Origin of the sequence: Pseudomonas sp. RHF3.3-3 (assembly GCF_048069595.1) — a bacterium.
In the GTDB taxonomy this organism is placed as follows: domain Bacteria; phylum Pseudomonadota; class Gammaproteobacteria; order Pseudomonadales; family Pseudomonadaceae; genus Aquipseudomonas; species Aquipseudomonas fuscovaginae_B.
The window spans coordinates 1,528,777-1,542,775 of sequence record NZ_CP182250.1; the positions used below are offsets into that span (position 1 = coordinate 1,528,777).

Consider the following 13,999-nt stretch of genomic DNA (forward strand, 5'->3'; position numbering starts at 1 on the left):
CATCTTCCTAACCATCGACAGTCGTTGATTGACCCGGGTATCGGTTAGACTGGCCACCTTTCCCGTCTTTAGAAGCCCTGTTCATGGCCCAGCCGTCCACGACCTACAAGTTCGAACTCAACCTCACCGACCTGGATCGCAACGTCTACGAGAGCGTCAAGCAGACCATCGCCCGCCACCCTTCGGAAACCGAGGAACGCATGGCGGTACGGCTGCTGGCCTACGCCCTGTGGTACAACGAACTGCTGGCATTTGGTCGCGGTCTGTCAGAGGTAGACGAACCAGCGTTGTGGGAAAAAAGCCTGGATGATCGGGTATTGCACTGGATCGAAGTCGGCCAGCCGGACGCCGAACGCCTGACCTGGTGCTCGCGTCGCACCGAGCGCACCAGCCTGCTGGCCTATGGCAGCCTGCGGGTCTGGGAAGGCAAGGTGGTGCCGGCGGTGAAGAACCTGAAGAACGTCAATATCGCCGCGATCCCCCAGGATGTGCTGGAAACCCTGGCCCAGGACATGCCGCGGGTGATCAAGTGGGACGTGATGATCAGCGACGGCACCGTCTTCGTCACCGACGACCGTGGCCAGCACGAAGTCCAGCTCCAGTGGCTGCTGGGCGAGCGCGGCTGAGTCCGGCCGCCGTTTCAACTCCCGCGTACTGAAAAGAGAAATTCCGCCAGCGTTATGCGTATCGAACCCCGCCCCCTGCCCGCCACCCTGCCGTTTCTCGGTGACCTGCCGCCCCTGCTGACCCGCCTGTACGCCGCGCGGGGCGTCGCTTCCCAGGCCGAACTGGACAAGAGCCTGGCACGGCTGATTCCCTTCCAGCAGCTCAAGGGCATCGAGGCGGCGGTGGACCTGCTGGTGGTGGCGTTGGAGCAGCGCCAGCGGATCCTCATCGTCGGCGACTTCGATGCCGATGGCGCCACCGCCAGCACCGTCGGGGTGCTCGGCCTGCGCCTGCTGGGCGCGGCCCATGTCGACTATCTGGTGCCGAACCGCTTCGACTATGGCTATGGCCTGACCCCGGAAATCGTCGCTGTGGCCCTGCAACGCGAGCCGCAATTGCTGATTACCGTCGACAACGGCATCTCCAGCATCGATGGCGTGCAGGCGGCCAAGGCCGCGGGGCTGAGCGTGCTGGTCACCGACCACCACCTGCCGGGGAGCGAACTGCCGGCGGCCGATGCCATCGTCAACCCGAACCAGCCCGGCTGCGAGTTCCCGAGCAAGGCCCTGGCCGGGGTCGGGGTGATCTTCTACGTGCTGATGGCCCTGCGCGCGCGCCTGCGCAGCCTGGGCTGGTACGACAGCCGGCCGCAGCCGAACATCGGCGAACTGCTCGACCTGGTGGCCCTGGGCAGCGTCGCCGACGTGGTACCGCTGGACGCCAACAACCGCATCCTAGTGCATCAGGGCCTCGAGCGGATTCGTGCCGGCCGCGCCCGGCCGGGGCTCAAGGCGATCCTGCAGGTGGCCAAGCGCGACCCGGCGCGGCTGACCTCCACCGACCTGGGGTTCATCCTCGGCCCGCGCCTGAACGCGGCCGGGCGCCTGGACGACATGAGCCTGGGGATCGAGTGTCTGCTCTGTGAAGATCCGGCCCTGGCCCTGGAAATGGCGACGCAACTCGACGAGATGAACAAGGACCGCAAGTCCATCGAGCAGGGCATGCAGCGCGAGGCCCTGGCCCAGCTCAAGGAACTGCCGGAAGACTCGATGCCATTCGGCCTGTGCCTGTTCGACCCGGACTGGCACCAGGGGGTGATCGGCATTCTCGCCTCGCGGATGAAGGAGCGTTATCACCGCCCGACCATCGCTTTCGCCGATGCCGGTGATGGCATGCTCAAGGGCTCCGGTCGTTCGGTGGCGGGTTTTCATATCCGCGATGCGCTGAGCGTGGTGGCGGCGCAGCACCCGGAGCTGATGAGCAAGTACGGCGGTCACGCCATGGCCGCCGGCCTGAGCCTGCCGCAGGAGAATTTCCCGCTGTTCGCCGAGGCCTTCGATGCCGAGGTGCGTCGTCAACTCAGCGAGGATGACCTCACCGGACGCCTGCAGACCGACGGTACGCTGGCCCTGGAGGAATTCAACCTGGAACTGGCCCGGGCGCTGCGCAATGCCGGCCCGTGGGGCCAGCACTTCCCCGAGCCGCTGTTCCATGGCGTCTTCCAACTGGTGGAAAAACGCATCGTCGGCGAGCGGCATCTGAAGGTGGTGCTGAGAAGCGAATGCGGTTCGCTGAAGCTCGATGGCATCGCCTTCGGTATCGACCCTGAGGTCTGGGCCAATGCCCGGGTCGACTGGGTCGAACTGGCCTACAAGCTCGATCTCAACGAATTCCGCGGCAAGGAAAGCGTGCAACTGATGATCGCCCATATCGAGCCGCGCTGAGATTTGCCGCGGCTGAACCCTCCGGTGTCCGTCATTGTCGACTAGGCTCTAAGCACTGTCTGAATGGTCTTGTGACGTTGTCTTCCTTTTCTACCCGCCGGGGGGCGGTCATCTACTTCGTTCATGTCACTCGCCGACGTTCTCACAGAACCCTGGAGCCAGCCCACTTGATTTGAGAGGTGCCCCATGAGTCTGCTGCTTGAACCCTATACCCTTCGTCAACTGACCCTGGCGAACCGCATCGCGGTCTCGCCGATGTGCCAATACTCCAGCGTCGATGGCCTGGCCAACGACTGGCATCTGGTTCACCTCGGCAGCCGCGCGGTAGGCGGTGCCGGGCTGGTTTTCACCGAAGCCACGGCGGTGACCGCCGACGGCCGCATCACCGCCCGGGACCTGGGGCTGTGGAACGACGAACAGATCGAGCCGTTGCAGCGCATCACCCGCTTCATCGCCGCCCAGGGTTCTGTCGCCGGTATCCAGCTGGCCCATGCCGGACGCAAGGCCAGCACCCACCGGCCATGGCTGGGCAAGCATGGCAGCGTCAAGCCGGAAGAGGGCGGCTGGACACCGGTCGGGCCGTCGCCGATCGCCTTCGACCCGCAGCACACTCAGCCCGTGCAACTCGACGAGGGGCAGATTGCCGAAGTGATCCAGGCGTTCGTCGCGGCGGCCCGGCGTGCCCTGGTCGCCGGTTTCAAGGTGGTCGAGGTGCATGCGGCCCATGGCTACCTGCTGCATCAGTTTCTTTCGCCACTGAGCAATCAGCGTCGTGACCAGTATGGCGGTTCGTTCGACAACCGCATCCGCCTGGTCCTGCAGGTAAGCGAGGCGGTGCGGGCGGTCTGGCCCGAGGAACTGCCGTTGTTCGTCCGCGTATCGGCCACCGACTGGGTGGAGGATGGCTGGAACCCGGATGAAACCGTGGAGCTGGCACGACGCCTGAAGGCGCTGGGTGTCGACCTGATCGACGTGTCCTCGGGAGGCACCGCCGCCAATGCCGAGATTCCCACCGGGCCCGGCTACCAGACCCGCTTCGCCGAGCGTGTACGCAAGGAATCCGGTATCGCCACCGGCACGGTCGGCCTGATCACCGAACCGGCCCAGGCCGAACACATCCTGCGGACCTGCCAGGCTGATATCATCCTATTGGCCCGCGAACTGCTGCGCGACCCCTACTGGCCGCTGCACGCCGACGACGACCTGGGCGGACGCAAGGCGGTCTGGCCGGCGCAGTACCAGCGTGCGACCCATCGCGACCAACCCATCCACGAATCGGATCTGCGTGAATAGAAAGGCCATAAGGTGTTGATTGAGCGAGACCTGCAGTTGAGCGACCTGGGCCAGTTGGCACTGATCGATCGCAAGGAACTGATCGAACAGTTCTACCGCGTCCAGGCCGGGAGCCTTGAACTGTACGATGAATACTGCGCCATGACCGGATGGCCGGAGGGCGAGGCGGAGCAGGATGCCGTGATCCTGCGCCGCTGCTTCGACCAGGGCGCCTGGTTCCACGGCGTGTTCGCCGGCCCGACGCTGGTGGCGGCGGCGGTGCTGGACGGCAAGCTCATCGGCAACGACGGGCGGCGCCTGCTGCAACTCAAGTTCCTGCACGTCAGCCACGACTATCGTGGCACCGGCCTGGCGACCCGGCTGTTCGCCAAGGCCGCCGCCCAGGCCCGCAGCCAGGGCGTCGATGGCCTGTATGTCTCGGCCACCCCTTCGCGCAATACCGTGGAGTTTTACCTGCGGCGTGGCTGCCGGCTGCTGGAGCGGCCCGATCCTGGCCTATACGCATTGGAACCCGACGATATCCACCTGTATTTCGACGTGCGTTGACGCCGCGCTCCACGTGGTGGTGCAAGCAATTTGCGTGATTTTCCTACTTCAAATTCCGAAAAGATCTTAGCCAAAGGCCGATACTTCCTACCCTTAGGCTAAGTCTGAGGCGCTCGGCCCAGGCGGTTCCTGTCCCGTCACAGAAGGAAGGCGTCCATGGCAAAGGAGCGGAGCATCTTCGGTTTCATGCTTTTTCTCTGGCGTTTCAGGGCACCGCCCGCGCCCCGGGTGCACCGGCTCAGCCCGCAGGAGCGGGAGCTGGTGGAACGTTATCGGACGCTTTCTGAATCAGACCGCGACGCGCTGTTCTGCCTGCTGAACCAGATGGGCAGCGTGTCGCGGTTCTGATCGCCGATGAATGATCGTACCCACGCTCGGCGTGGGCACGCAGCCGGTGACGCTCTGCGTCACAAGAGCGGACACCGGCTTCAGCCTATTTCCCCCACCGCCCGCCAGGCCTCGTCGATCGCCGCATGGGCATACGCACTCCACGCCGCATCGGAGTTGGCGATGCTCACCCGGCCGACCGGCTGGCGCGCCAGGTTCATCAGCTTTTCGCTTTCGGCGGCGTCGTCGAACAGGCTGTTGGAGAAGTAGGCGTAGCCGTGGGACCAGCGGTTGACGGTGATCGCCAGGATGTCGGTTTCATGGTTGAAACCACCGGGGCCGAGCATACGCTGCAACTGGTCGCGCAGTTGCGTTTCCAGTTGCTCGAAGGTCTGCCCGTAGAGCTTGCCGCGGCCGGCGCGGGCCTGGTCGCGGGCGTTCATGCCGCTGTTGGGGCTGGTGGGCACATAGACCATGTGCAGGCCGATCGGTTGGCTCGGGTCCCTCGGGTGCTCGTAGCCGCCCAGGCTCACCGGATAGTCGAGCTTGATCCGGCTGTAGGGCTGGGTGGCGGCGTAGATCTCGTGCACGCCGAGTTTCTGGAACGCCTGCCAGTTGCGGATCACCACCTTGGTGTAAACCAGCGGGAACTTCACGTTCTGGCTCAGGGCATGGGCCTGGGGCTGGGGCAGGTCGCGCAGCAGGTAGGGGATCATCATGTTGTAGCAGGCGAGGATGCAGTGCCTGCCACGTACCTGGCTCAACTGGCCGCCCCGGCTGTAGCCGACATTCACGCCCTTGCCGACGTTGCGCACGCTGACCACGGTGCTGTTCAGGCGCAGTTGGACCGGCGAGCGGGGCTGGTCGAGCCTGGTGTAGTCGAAGGACGCCAGGACGATGTCCTCCATGCCGTGGCCGGGGGCGACGGCCGGAATCAGGCTGCGCACCAGCAGGCGGGCGAGGGAGGCGTTGCCGTCCGGGAAGTGGTAGATGTACGGCTCTTCCATCTCCGCCTTGGCTTCCTCGCTGATGGGCTCCAGGTTCATGGCGCCGAAGCCGGGGAAACCGACGTTGTAGGCGTCGAGCGCCGCCACGGCGTCGATGCTCAGGGCCGAGAAGTCGTTGGTGCGGCTCTGGAAGTACTTCACCGCGGTTTCCGACAGGCCGACATCCTTGAGCAGGAAATCGCGGTAGCTGGTGGCGGCCAGGTGCGCGGCCTTCTCCTTGGCACTCTTGCCCCCCAGGTAGTCGCGGGGCGCCTGGTGCAGCTCGATCAGTGCCTGGCGGTCGGCGGGCGGCAGTGGGAAATCGTTGATGAACGCGTCGATGGGGCGGGCGTTCAACTGCTGCGGGGCGATGTCGTCGGCGACCATCGGTGTCGGGTCGCCGCTCACCAGTTTGTCCTCGCCGAAGTTCTCCCGGTCGAAGAACACCCCGCGTGACAGCCCCAGGCCCGGATAGAACGAACGGTCGAAGGCGGTTTCGAAACGCCTGATATCGACCCCGAGTTTTTTCAGCAGGCCGTTGACCTGCTGGCTGTACAGGTGGTTCGGCGACTGGAAGGCTTCGCTGCCGCCGTAGCCGAGGATCATGCGGCCGCCGGCGGAGAATTCGTTGCGCTTGGCGTGGCCGCCGAAGTCGTCGTGGTTGTCGAGGATCAGGATGCGCGCCTTCGGGTGTTTCTCCCGATAGAACCACGCCGCCGCCAGGCCGCTGAGGCCGCCGCCCACTACCACCAGGTCGTACTCGCCGGTCATTGGCAGGTGGTCGGTGTCGAAGACCTTCTTCTCCCAGCCCATCTGGTGGGCCACCTCGAACGCGCCGACATGGCTGCCGCGCAGGCCGGTCAGCGTCGGCGGGTAGTAGCGCCCGTCCGGTGCGGCCTGGAGCAGTTGCAGCGGGGTCATGCCGGCGGCGAGGGTGATGGCGACGCCATTGAGGAAGTCGCGGCGGGTGATGTCCATGTTGAATCCTTGTCTTGTTGTTGTCATGGCCCGGGCAGCGGTCGCCTGCCCGGGCAGTTGCCGTTACCGGCTGATTTTCCAGGCGTCGCCTGCCGGCGCGGTGCCGCGGTCATGGGGCTTGCCCAGCCACAGGTAGAGCAGGCCGAGGCCGATGACGATCGCGGTGGTCAGGACCATGGCGTAGTTGGTGTACCAGGGCGCATCCGGGGTCCGCGGCCAGGCCATGTTGACGATGGCACTGACACCATAGAGCAGGGCGCCGATGTTCACCGGCAGGCCCCAGGCCCCCAGGTTGAACTGGCCACTGGGTTTCCAGCCGCGCGCCCGGGCGAACAGGGCGGCGAGCACGATCATCTGGAAGGCCAGGTAGATGCCGATGGCGGCGAAGCTGACGATGGTCGCCACCGCATCCTGCAGGAAGAAGCCTAGGGCGATGATCAGTGCCGGCAGCACGCCGGAGACGAACAGCGCCGGGACCGGCACCTGGGTGGTCGGCGAGAGGCGCTTGAGCAACGGGCTGCCGATCACCATCTCGTCGCGGGCGTAGGCGTATAACAGGCGGCTGGCGGCGGCCTGCAGGCTGATCACACAGGAGATGAACGAGATCATCACCACGCCCATCACCACTTTCGATCCGACGCTGCCGAAGGCGTTGTCGAGGATGGTCGTTACCGGGTCCTTGTCGGTGCCGTTGATCACCGCCTGCATGTCCGGTACGGCGAGGATCAGCGCCAGGCAGGCGAACATCGCCGCGACACCGCCGATGTAGATGGTCATGCGCATGGCCACCGGAATGCGTTTGCTCGGGTTCGGGGTTTCCTCGGCCACGTCGCCGCAGGCTTCGAAGCCGTAATAGAGGAACATGCCGGCCAGGGACGCGGTGAGGAACGCCGGCAGGTAGGAGCCATCGACGCGGATGTCGAAGGTGTTGAACAGCACGCTCAGGGGCTGGTGGCGTTCGAAGACCAGCAGGTAGACGCCGACGACCACCGCGCCGACCAGTTCGCAGAGAAAGCCGAACAGGGCGATGCGCGCCAGGGTCTTGGTGCCGCTGAGGTTGATCAGGGTGGCGAACAGCGTCAGCACCAGGGCGATGACGATGTTGGTGTTGTTGCTCGGCTCGAAACCGAGCATGGCCGCCAGGTACGGGCCGGCACCGACGGCGACGGCGGCGATGGTTACGCACAGGGCGATGGAGTAGATCCAGCCGACCATCCACGCCCAGCGCTTGCCGACCAGGCGCCGGGCCCACGGATAGACGCCGCCGGAGATCGGGAACTGCGAGACCACCTCGCCGAAGATCAGGCACACCAGCAGTTGTCCGCAGCCCACCAGCAGGTAGGCCCAGAACATCGGCGGGCCACCGGCGGCCAGGCACAGGCCGAACAGGGTGTAGACGCCGACCACCGGCGACAGGTAGGTGAAGCCCAGGGCGAAGTTTTCCCACAGGCTCATGCTGCGATTGAAGTTCGAGGTGTAGCCCAGTTGCCGCAGTTGCTCGGCATCGCTGTCGGCGCTGGCGCCGAGATGGGGTTGTGCACTCATGGCGGTATCGCTCCGGAAAAACGGCAAATTCTGGCCGTCCGAAACCGTGGCCGGGCCATGGGGCCCGTCCCGGTTCGATGTTGTCGTGTCGGTTCTGGTTTTCGGGTGGAGCATCCATGGGACCGCTGGGCGGTCCGGCGCCGACAGGCCGGCAGGAAAGCGGCCTGTCGGCGAATCCTTCAGTGCTTGAACATCACATGGCGTACGGTGGTGTAGTCCTCCAGGCCGTACATCGACATATCCTTGCCGTAGCCGGACAGTTTCTGCCCGCCATGGGGCATTTCGCTGACCAGCATGAAGTGGGTGTTGACCCAGGTACAGCCGTACTGCAGGCGTGCCGACAGGCGATGGGCGCGGCCGACATCGGCGGTCCATACCGATGACGCCAGGCCGTAGTCCGAATCGTTGGCCCATTGCAGCACCTGCGCCTCGTCGGTGAAGCGGGTCACCGAGACCACCGGGCCGAACACCTCGCGGCGCACGATCTCGTCGTCCTGCTGGGCGTCCGCCAGCACGGTCGGTTCGAAGAAGAAGCCATTGCCTTCCACCGCCTTGCCACCGGTCACCAGGCGGATGTGCGGCTGGGCGATCGCGCGCTCGACGAAACCGGCGACGCGGTCGCGGTGCTGGGCGGTGATCAGCGGGCCGAGTTCGGTCGACGGATCGTCCTGCAGGCCGTACTGGATGGTGCTCACGGCCGCGCCGAGCTTTTCGACGAACTTCTCGTAGATGCCGGCCTGGGCATACACCCGGCAGGCGGCGGTGCAGTCCTGCCCGGCGTTGTAGAAGCCGAAGGTGCGGATGCCCTCGACGGCGGCATCGATATCGGCGTCATCGAAAATGATCACCGGTGCCTTGCCACCCAGTTCCATGTGCATGCGCTTGACGCTGTCGGCGGTGCTGGAAATGATGTTCGAGCCGGTGGCGATCGAGCCGGTCAGCGACACCATGCGCACTTTCGGATGGGTCACCAGCGGGCTGCCGACGCTCGGGCCGCGGCCGAATACCAGGTTCAGCACGCCCGCCGGGAAAATCCCGGCGGCCAGTTCGGCCAGGCGCAGGGCGGTCAGCGGGGTCTGCTCCGACGGCTTGAGCACCACGGTGTTGCCGGCGGCCAGGGCCGGGGCGATTTTCCAGGCGACCATCATCAGCGGGTAGTTCCACGGCGCGATGGAGGCGATCACGCCCACCGGGTCGCGACGGATCATCGAGGTGTGACCCGGCAGGTATTCACCGGCGGCCGAACCGTTCAGGCAGCGGCTGGCGCCGGCGAAGAAGCGGAACACATCGGCAATCGCCGGGATCTCGTCGTTGAGCGCCGCGCTCAGTGGCTTGCCGCAGTTGTCCGACTCCAGCTTCGCCAGTTCCGCGCCGTGGGCCTCGATGGCGTCGGCAAGCTTGAGCAGCAGCAGCGAGCGGTCTTTCGGCGCGGTTTGCGACCAGCTGTCGAAGGCGGCATCGGCGGCGCGTACGGCGGCATCCACCTGGGCCTCGCTGGCCTCCTGGATCTCCACCAGCACACGGCCCAGGGCCGGGTTGAACACGGGTTGGGCCGGGCCTTCGCCGGTGACGAGTTTGCCGTTGATCAGCAGTTTGGTTTGCATATCGATGTCCTCATGACGCATTCACAGGTTCCGATAAACACCGTGTTGTTGACGCGGGTTCCCTGTAGGAGCGGGGCTTGCCCGCGAAGCTTTTAGCGATCTTGCGGATGCATTCGCGGGCAAGCCCTGCTCCTACAGGTTGGGTGTTCATCCTGGTAAAGGGGTTATTTGCCGCTGCCGGCCACGCTTTCACCACCACGGGTCAGGTAGTAGGCGCCGAGGATCGGCAGCATGGTGACCAGCATCACCAGCATCGCCACCACGTTGGTGACCGGTACGTCCCGCGGCCTGCTCAACTGGTTGAGCAGCCAGATCGGCAGGGTGCGTTCGTGCCCGGCGGTGAAGGTGGTGACGATGATCTCGTCGAACGACAGGGCGAAGGCCAGCATGCCGCCGGCCAACAGCGCCGAGCCGAGGTTGGGCAGGATGATGTAGCGGAAGGTCTGCCAGCCGTCGGCACCGAGATCCATCGACGCCTCGATCAGGCTGTGGGAGGTGCGCCGCAGCCGGGCGATGACGTTGTTGTAGACGATCACCACGCAGAAGGTCGCGTGACCGACGACGATGGTGAACATCCCCGGCTCGATCCCCAGCGACTTGAAGGTCGCCAGCAGGGCGATGCCGGTGATGATCCCCGGCAGGGCGATCGGCAGGATCAGCATCAGCGAGATACCCTGCTTGCCGAAGAACTCGCGGCGATACAGGGCGGCCGAGGCCAGGGTGCCGAGGACCATGGCGATCAGCGTGGCGATCGCCGCAACCTGCAGCGACAGCTTGATCGCCTCCAGCACGTCCGGCCGCGAGAAGGCCACGCTGAACCACTTCAGGGTCAAGCCCTGGGGCGGGAAGCTGAACGCCGCGTCCTCGGTGTTGAAGGCGTACAGGAAGATGATCAGGATCGGGAAGTGCAGGAACACCAGCCCGCCCCAGGCCGCGAGGCGCAGGCCCAGGGAAGCCCGCTCCCCGTGCTTTTCTGACTTAGAGTGCATCGAAGGCCCCCAGGCGTTTGACGATGGACAGGTAGACGGCGATCAGCACGATCGGCACCAGGGTGAAGGCGGCCGCCATGGGCATGTTGCCGATGGCCCCCTGCTGGGCGTAGACCATGCTGCCGACGAAGTAGCCGGGCGGGCCCACCAGTTGCGGCACGATGAAGTCGCCCAGGGTCAGCGAGAAGGTGAAGATCGAGCCGGCGGCGATGCCGGGAATCGACAGCGGCAGGATCACCTGCATGAAGGTCTGGCGCGGCTTCGCCCCGAGGTCGGCGGAAGCCTGCAGCAGCGATGGCGGCAGGCGTTCCAGCGAGGCCTGGATCGGCAGGATCATGAACGGCAGCCAGATGTAGACGAACACCAGGAACCGGCCCAGGTGCGAGGTCGACAGGGTGCTGCCGCCCACCCCGGGAATGCCCAGCACGAACTGCAGCAGCGGCTCCAGGCCCAGGTGCTGGACGAACCACTGGGCGACGCCGCCCTTGGCCAGCAGCAGGGTCCAGGCGTAGGCCTTGACGATGTAGCTGGCCCACATCGGCATCATCACCGCGATGTAGAAGAACGCCTTGGTCTTGCCGCTGGTGTAGCGCGCCATGTAGTAGGCGATCGGGAAGGCGACGATGCCGGCGGCGATCGACACCACCACCGCCATGCACAGGGTGCGCACGATGATGTCGAAGTTCGCCGGATTGAACAGCGCGGCGAAGTTCGCCAGGGTCAGGTCCGGGGTCACCGCCATGGTGAAGTCGTCGAAGGTGTAGAAGCCCTGCCAGAGCAGGGTCAACAGCGAGCCGAGGTAGATCGCGCCGAACCAGATCAGCGGCGGCACCAGCAACAGGGCCAGGTAGACGTTGGGGCGGCGGTAGAGCAGGTTGGAAAACCTGCGCAGGGGGGACGGACCGGCCGTCGTCGGGTTCAGGGTCAGGCTGCTCATGTCACACCTCGCTCGCCAGCTGGATCATGGCTTCGCGCGCCCAGCGGGCGGTGATGCGCTGGCCGGTCTGGTGACGGGCACTGGTGTCCAGCCACTGGGTGTTGGGCTGGCTGATATTGAGGCTCTGGCCGTTGTCCAGTTTCAGTTCGAAGCGCGTGGCGCTGCCCTGGTACTGGATGTCGTGGAGCACGCCGCTGACCTCGACCTCGTTGCCCTGGGCCGGCCCTTCGGCGAAACGCACGTGCTCGGGACGGATCGAGAAGGGCAGGTCGCTGCCACCCAACTGCCGCGCCAGCTCGCCCCGGATCACGTTGGAGGTGCCGACGAACTCGGCGACGAAGGCGGTGGCCGGTTTCATGTAGAGGTTGCGCGGGCTGTCGACCTGCTCGATGCGGCCCTTGTTGAACACCGCCACGCGGTCGGACATCGACAGCGCCTCGGTCTGGTCGTGGGTGACGAAGATGAAGGTGATGCCCAGTTGGCGCTGCAGTTTTTTCAATTCGCTCTGCATCTGTTCGCGCAGCTTGAGGTCCAGTGCGCCGAGGGGCTCGTCGAGCAGCAGCACCCGTGGGCGATTGACCAGGGCCCGGGCCAGGGCCACGCGCTGGCGCTGGCCGCCGGACAGTTGCACCGGCTTGCGCTCGCCGTAGCCGCCCAGGGCGACCATGGCCAGGGCCTCTTCGGCGCGCGCCAGGCGTTCACTCTTGCCGACGCCCTTGACCTTGAGGCCGTAGGCGACGTTGTCGCGCACGTTCATGTGGGGGAACAGCGCGTAGTCCTGGAACACGGTGTTCACGTCGCGCTGGTACGGCGGCAGCCCGGCGGCTTCCTCGCCGTGGATGCGGATCGAACCGGCGCTGGGTTGTTCGAAGCCGGCGATCAGGCGCAGGCAGGTGGTTTTGCCCGAGCCGGAGGGGCCGAGCATGGAGAAGAACTCGCCGTCCTGGATATCGATGGAAACCCGGTCAACGGCCTTCACTTCGCCAAATTGACGGGAAACGTGGGTGAACTGGACTGCAAGCGTCATGATGCGGTGCTCCAAGAAGGCACGGACGCAGCGGCCCGGCCTGGACTTCTGAAAAAGCTCAATCGAATACGAATGCGACAGGAGAGTCTGGCCCCGTCCCTTGTAGGCGCAGGGCTTGCCCGCGAATGGGCCCTCAAGAACGCTAAAAGCTTCGCGGGCAAGCCCGGCTCCTACAGGAGCGCGGGGCACTTGGGGCTGGTCGGTCAGCGGCCGCCCATGATCGCGATGTAGTCCTGGGTCCAGCGGCTGTACGGCACGAACTTGCCGCCCTCGGCCTGCGGGGTCTTCCAGAAGGCGATCTTGTCGAAGGTCTCGAAACCGTTGGTCTTGCAGCCTTCGGCGCCGAGCAGTTCGCTTTCCTTGCACGCCGCAGGCACGGCCGGCAGGGAGCCGAACCAGGCGGCCACGTCACCCTGGACCTTCGGTTGCAGCGACCAGTTCATCCACTTGTAGGCGCAGTTGGGGTGCTTGGCCTCGGCGTGCAGCATGGTGGTATCGGCCCATCCGGTCACGCCCTCCTTCGGAATGGTCGAGGCCACTGGCTGCTTGTCGGCCTGCAGGCCGTTGACCATGTAGCCCCAGGAGCTGGAAGCGGCGACGCCCTCGTTCTTGAAGTCACTCATCTGCACGGTCGCGTCGTGCCAGTAGCGGTGAATCAGTGGCTGCTGGGCGCGCAGCAGGTCGAGCACGGCCTTGTACTGGGCTTCTGTCAGTTCGTAGGGGTTCTGGATGCCCAGCTCCGGCTTGGCCGACTTGAGGTACAGCGCCGCATCGGCGATGTAGATCGGGCCGTCATAGGCCTGCACGCGCCCCTTGTTCGGCTTGCCGTCCGGCAGGTTCTGCGCTTCGAAGACCACGCCCCAGCTGGTCGGGGCCTGCTTGAACACGTTGGTGTTGTACATCAGCACGTTCGGGCCCCACTGGTAGGGAGTGCCGTAGGTCTGTTTGTTGACCACGTACCACGGGGCATCCTTCAGGCGCGGGTCGAGGTTCTTCCAGTTCGGGATCAGTTCCGGGTTGATCGGCTGCACGCGCTTGCCGACGATCAGGCGCAGCGAGGCATCGCCTGAGGCGGTGACCAGGTCGTAGCCGCCCTTGGCCATCAGGCTGACCATTTCGTCGGAGGTGGCGGCGGTCTTCACACTGACCTTGCAGCCGGTTTCCTTCTCGAAGCCGGTGACCCAGTCGTAGGCTTTGTCGCTTTCGCCCCGTTCGATGTAGCCCGGCCAGGCGACGATATCGAGTTGCCCTTCACCGGCGCCGACGGCTTTCAGGGGTTCGGCGGCCTGGAGGCTGGCGCTGGCCAGCAGGGCGGTGGTCAGTGCACTGAGCAGTGCGGTCTTGTGCGCGAACATCGGTTTTCCCTCTTCTTTAATT

12 protein-coding genes are annotated in these 13,999 nt (G+C 65.3%); 5 read left to right on the plus strand and 7 right to left on the minus strand.

What is annotated here, in order from left to right; translation table 11 throughout:
- The first annotated feature begins 83 nt into the window (after positions 1-83).
- From ACMGT0_RS06905 to ACMGT0_RS06925, 5 genes are all read left to right on the plus strand, one after another.
- Complete coding sequence (locus ACMGT0_RS06905; protein WP_054059185.1) at positions 84-626, plus strand: YaeQ family protein; 543 nt, start codon at positions 84-86, stop codon at positions 624-626.
- Between the two features lie 54 nt (positions 627-680).
- Positions 681-2,390 carry a single-stranded-DNA-specific exonuclease RecJ gene (gene recJ, locus ACMGT0_RS06910; RefSeq protein WP_054061869.1) on the plus strand — a complete coding sequence of 570 codons (1,710 nt, stop codon included), beginning with the start codon at positions 681-683 and terminating at the stop codon, positions 2,388-2,390.
- 186 nt (positions 2,391-2,576) lie between these two features.
- Complete coding sequence (locus ACMGT0_RS06915; RefSeq protein WP_416771964.1) at positions 2,577-3,683, plus strand: NADH:flavin oxidoreductase/NADH oxidase; 1,107 nt, start codon at positions 2,577-2,579, stop codon at positions 3,681-3,683.
- Between the two features lie 12 nt (positions 3,684-3,695).
- Positions 3,696-4,229: a GNAT family N-acetyltransferase gene (locus tag ACMGT0_RS06920; RefSeq protein ID WP_416771966.1), complete on the plus strand. Its 534-nt coding sequence runs from the start codon at positions 3,696-3,698 to the stop codon at positions 4,227-4,229.
- A 156-nt stretch (positions 4,230-4,385) separates the two neighbouring features.
- A complete protein-coding gene (locus tag ACMGT0_RS06925) occupies positions 4,386-4,577 on the plus strand; it encodes a hypothetical protein (protein ID WP_054061866.1) in 192 nt (63 codons plus the stop codon).
- An 80-nt stretch (positions 4,578-4,657) separates the two neighbouring features.
- Here ACMGT0_RS06925 and ACMGT0_RS06930 read toward each other — a convergent pair whose 3' ends face one another.
- The 7 genes from ACMGT0_RS06930 to ydcS all read right to left on the minus strand — a co-directional run bounded on the left by ACMGT0_RS06930 (position 4,658) and on the right by ydcS (position 13,977).
- A complete protein-coding gene (locus tag ACMGT0_RS06930) occupies positions 4,658-6,520 on the minus strand; it encodes an NAD(P)-binding protein (RefSeq protein WP_416771968.1) in 1,863 nt (620 codons plus the stop codon).
- Positions 6,521-6,583: 63 nt separating this feature from the next.
- Positions 6,584-8,065 carry an APC family permease gene (locus tag ACMGT0_RS06935; protein WP_416771970.1) on the minus strand — a complete coding sequence of 494 codons (1,482 nt, stop codon included), beginning with the start codon at positions 8,063-8,065 and terminating at the stop codon, positions 6,584-6,586.
- Between the two features lie 179 nt (positions 8,066-8,244).
- Positions 8,245-9,669: a gamma-aminobutyraldehyde dehydrogenase gene (locus ACMGT0_RS06940; protein WP_054059764.1), complete on the minus strand. Its 1,425-nt coding sequence runs from the start codon at positions 9,667-9,669 to the stop codon at positions 8,245-8,247.
- A gap of 164 nt (positions 9,670-9,833) precedes the next feature.
- Positions 9,834-10,658: an ABC transporter permease gene (locus ACMGT0_RS06945; RefSeq protein WP_054059762.1), complete on the minus strand. Its 825-nt coding sequence runs from the start codon at positions 10,656-10,658 to the stop codon at positions 9,834-9,836.
- Complete coding sequence (locus ACMGT0_RS06950) at positions 10,648-11,595, minus strand: ABC transporter permease (protein WP_054059763.1); 948 nt, start codon at positions 11,593-11,595, stop codon at positions 10,648-10,650. Before ACMGT0_RS06950 ends, ACMGT0_RS06945 begins: the two co-directional genes overlap by 11 nt.
- Position 11,596: 1 nt before the next feature.
- Entirely contained in the window at positions 11,597-12,622 is a 1,026-nt protein-coding gene (locus tag ACMGT0_RS06955; protein ID WP_054061862.1) for an ABC transporter ATP-binding protein, read from the minus strand.
- Positions 12,623-12,825: 203 nt separating this feature from the next.
- The gene (gene ydcS / locus ACMGT0_RS06960) at positions 12,826-13,977 is read right to left on the minus strand and encodes a putative ABC transporter substrate-binding protein YdcS (protein ID WP_054060604.1); all 1,152 of its coding nucleotides are present in this window, start codon (positions 13,975-13,977) and stop codon (positions 12,826-12,828) included.
- Between the last annotated feature and the right edge of the window lie 22 nt (positions 13,978-13,999).